Annotated in this window: 3 protein-coding genes; all 3 read left to right on the forward strand. The window is 31.6% G+C overall.

Annotated features, from left to right (window positions below; translation table 11 throughout):
- The first annotated feature begins 555 nt into the window (after positions 1-555).
- The 3 genes from BR02_RS0112960 (at position 556) to BR02_RS16040 (ending at position 3078) form a co-directional block, all read left to right on the forward strand.
- Positions 556-1941 carry a toll/interleukin-1 receptor domain-containing protein gene (locus BR02_RS0112960; RefSeq protein ID WP_031517760.1) on the forward strand — a complete coding sequence of 462 codons (1386 nt, stop codon included), beginning with the start codon at positions 556-558 and terminating at the stop codon, positions 1939-1941.
- Positions 1919-2788, forward strand: coding sequence for a Shedu anti-phage system protein SduA domain-containing protein (locus BR02_RS0112965; protein WP_051688323.1), 870 nt, complete (start codon positions 1919-1921; stop codon positions 2786-2788). The genes BR02_RS0112960 and BR02_RS0112965 overlap by 23 nt, the downstream gene beginning before the upstream one ends.
- A gap of 164 nt (positions 2789-2952) precedes the next feature.
- Positions 2953-3078 (forward strand): hypothetical protein, encoded by a 126-nt coding sequence (locus BR02_RS16040; protein WP_274377136.1) that lies wholly within the window; start codon positions 2953-2955, stop codon positions 3076-3078.
- Positions 3079-3203: the final 125 nt, after the last annotated feature.

Below are 3203 nucleotides of genomic sequence, written 5' to 3' on the forward strand. Positions count from 1 at the left end.
GCTCCCTCCATAAAGTTATTTACAGAGGGTATTTTACTTTTTAGTGGTGTATTTTTCAATTATTATCCTGGTGTACTTTTATTTTATTACAAGCAGGGGACTTTCGTGAACCTTTAAGTTGTAACAAACAAATAGAGTTCTTCCGAAACCACTCCTGTCAAAGGGGTGGTTTTTTCCAATTTTATATAGAAAAAGCGAGAAAAAACAGGTGGGAAAGGGCGGGCAGAATACAGGAAAAATGCCAGGGCTAAGGATAAAGAAGTATGGGAAAACTCCTGAAACACAGCTAAAAAAAAGGGGTGCTGTTGGAAAAACACTTAGATAAACTACCGAAAACGAGAGGGTTTTTTGATGAAAACACAGAGAGCTTGAAGGATTTTAGGTGCAGAAGGGTTAAATGGGTAATTAAGGAATTAAATGTAGAATGCAAAGACTAAAGGCGTGGAGAGTTATAAGAAAAGCAGGGTTAAGATCTGAACACATGGATGAATTAAGACATGAAATTGATATGATAATCAAAAGGTGTTAAATAACCTTACAGTGGGGGTGGTTACAATGGAACAAAATAAAACAATCTTTTTGTCATATTGCTGGGGCAATAAAAAAATTGCAGACTATTTAGACAGTAAGATTCAAGCATTTGAGGGTATTGAGATCAAAAGAGATATAAGGGAAATATATTACTCTCATAACATAGAAGACTTTATGAAAACTATCAGAAAGACTGATCATGTTATCCTATTAATTAGCAAGGAATATCTAATGTCTGTAAACTGCATGTTTGAAGTATCCCAAATAGTAAAAGATTATAATTATGTAGATAAGATTACCCCAATTATAATTGATAGAACATCAATATATGGCCCCGATAATAGGCTAAAGTACGCACAATATTGGAATAAAAAGTATCACTCCTTAAATGAGGAGATACGAAAATTAAATATCGAGGATAATATTTCATTAATTCAGGAATTAAAAAAGGTTAAAAATATTTGTTCCGCAATAGACGAGATTTTAGACATTCTTAACAAGAAAAAATACCATGATTTGGAAACACATGTAGAGAATGATTTTAATGATACTTTTAAGGCTATGAACTTCAAAGAAATTCCTAACAAAAAGAAAATTCAACTTGAGGAAGAGGTTATAGAACATTTTAAGTACACCCTATATAAACTTGAGGATGTTAGTACGGGAAGTGCCAAAAGATACTCAGCTACTATACTATTAAATGATAACTATACCACTAAACAAATAAAGGAGTTAATTAGACACCTAACTGATAAAATTAAAATGCAGGCTTATTATCGGAATACTATTATAAGAAACAGATTTAAGAACAAACTGGCAGATGTAGTATGGTTGTATATTGCTAAGGACTTATTTGATATACAGACTACAAATTGGTTTTGTAGAACCTCCTGGATTTCAAGTGATTTAGAAAAGGCTCACAGACCATTACAGCTTAACGGAACGGATAAAGTTGACGATATTGTAATACAGTGGAATCAATCTTACGAGGGCCTAAAAAAAGCATATAAATCATATGTAGGGACTAAAGAGGAAATATTGGATAAGACAGATAAAATATTGTCGGAAATGTGTGACCATAGTAAGCGAGCAGCGGCAACCTTTAAACAATATAATGAATCACTAATAAGTGAAGAAGAGTTTATTAAAGCAATGCAAGACATGGAAGATAGGGTAAGGAAATTATATATTGATTCCACTAATATACCACTTCCCACAGAAGAATTAAAAAATTATTTAGATATATGCAATAATGTGTTTACGATAATCGATAACATGTTTATGTATTATTCAGACAAAGGTATTAACACCTGGGATTCAAGTAGTAGAAATTTTCAAATGAATGAGTCAATAAAGGAATTAGATAAAATACTACCCGTGGTAGAATATGAGAGAAATAAAATTAGATGACGTTTTTGAGAAGAAGCACGATAAAGGATGGGAAGATAACATGAAAATTTATTCAAGAGATTATTCGATTCTTACGCAAGAAGAATTAAAAAAATGGGAAGTTTTAAAGGAAAAGGAGATTGTGAGTAGTTTAGGTGATGACTTGGTTATTAGAAAAAATCTTTATAGAGAATATCCAGTAGCTGTTAGACACTTTATAAGTTTATTTCCAAATAATCATTTGGATATTATGGATTTACAACAAGCTACCCATTTAAAAGTATTAACCGAAGAATTTTACCGAATTATAAATAACCCTTCAACAACAGAAAGGTTTATTCTAAACTGGATCAGTCAAACAAAAGCCTATTTTATTATTGCATCTATTATGAAAAGCTCATATTCATTTGGTCATCATGACGCTTATATTTTTCCAGAATTTCAATTGGGTAATTCTTATCAAGTGGACTATCTTCTTGTTGGCAAAAATTCTGGAGGATATGAATTTGTTTTTGTAGAACTGGAGCACCCCAATAAAAACATAACTTTAGCTAACGGTCACTTAGGTGATGCGATTAGAAAGGGTGAGAGGCAAGTAATAGACTGGAAATATTGGTTAGAGGCTAATTATACAACAATTTATGAAACGTTTAATAAATACAAATCACCAGAGAGGAATCTGCCAATAGAATTTATGAAATATGATAGCACTCGTGTACATTATGCTGTTGTGGCAGGCAGACGAAATGATTTTAATGAAAGAACTTATCAATTAAAAAGGCAAAAAAAATTGGAGAATATTTTATTACTTCATTATGATAATCTTTATGATTCAGCCAAAGCTGTAATTGGAGAGCTTACCTATTGATGAAAATGTCGTATATCACTACTACATATTTACTTCCAGCTAATTAATTACTTTTATTTTTAAATTTTAAACCCCAGAACTTTTTACTAATAGCACAGCAAAAAAACGTATTTATTGAATATATTTAATTTTGCTAAGTGGTGTAATGGTAATTTGTGACTGGCGTGGAAATAAAAGAGAGCAGTAGTTATTATATGGGATATCAGATTCGGGCAGGGGAGATAACAATGGAGTTATTACTCGAAAAAGAGGGACTAAATGATTTGCCAGTTGATGTTAAAAAAGATTAATATACATAAGCCATCTAAGATTTAAAGACTGGTGTGAACTTGCAAATTAAACCAGCACCTCATTTTCACAATATATCAGCACATTTTCCGGTCCAATGTGCAACAATTGCAAATTAAATTAGATT

This window comes from Desulfofalx alkaliphila DSM 12257 (assembly GCF_000711975.1).
In the GTDB taxonomy this organism is placed as follows: domain Bacteria; phylum Bacillota; class Desulfotomaculia; order Desulfotomaculales; family Desulfohalotomaculaceae; genus Desulfofalx; species Desulfofalx alkaliphila.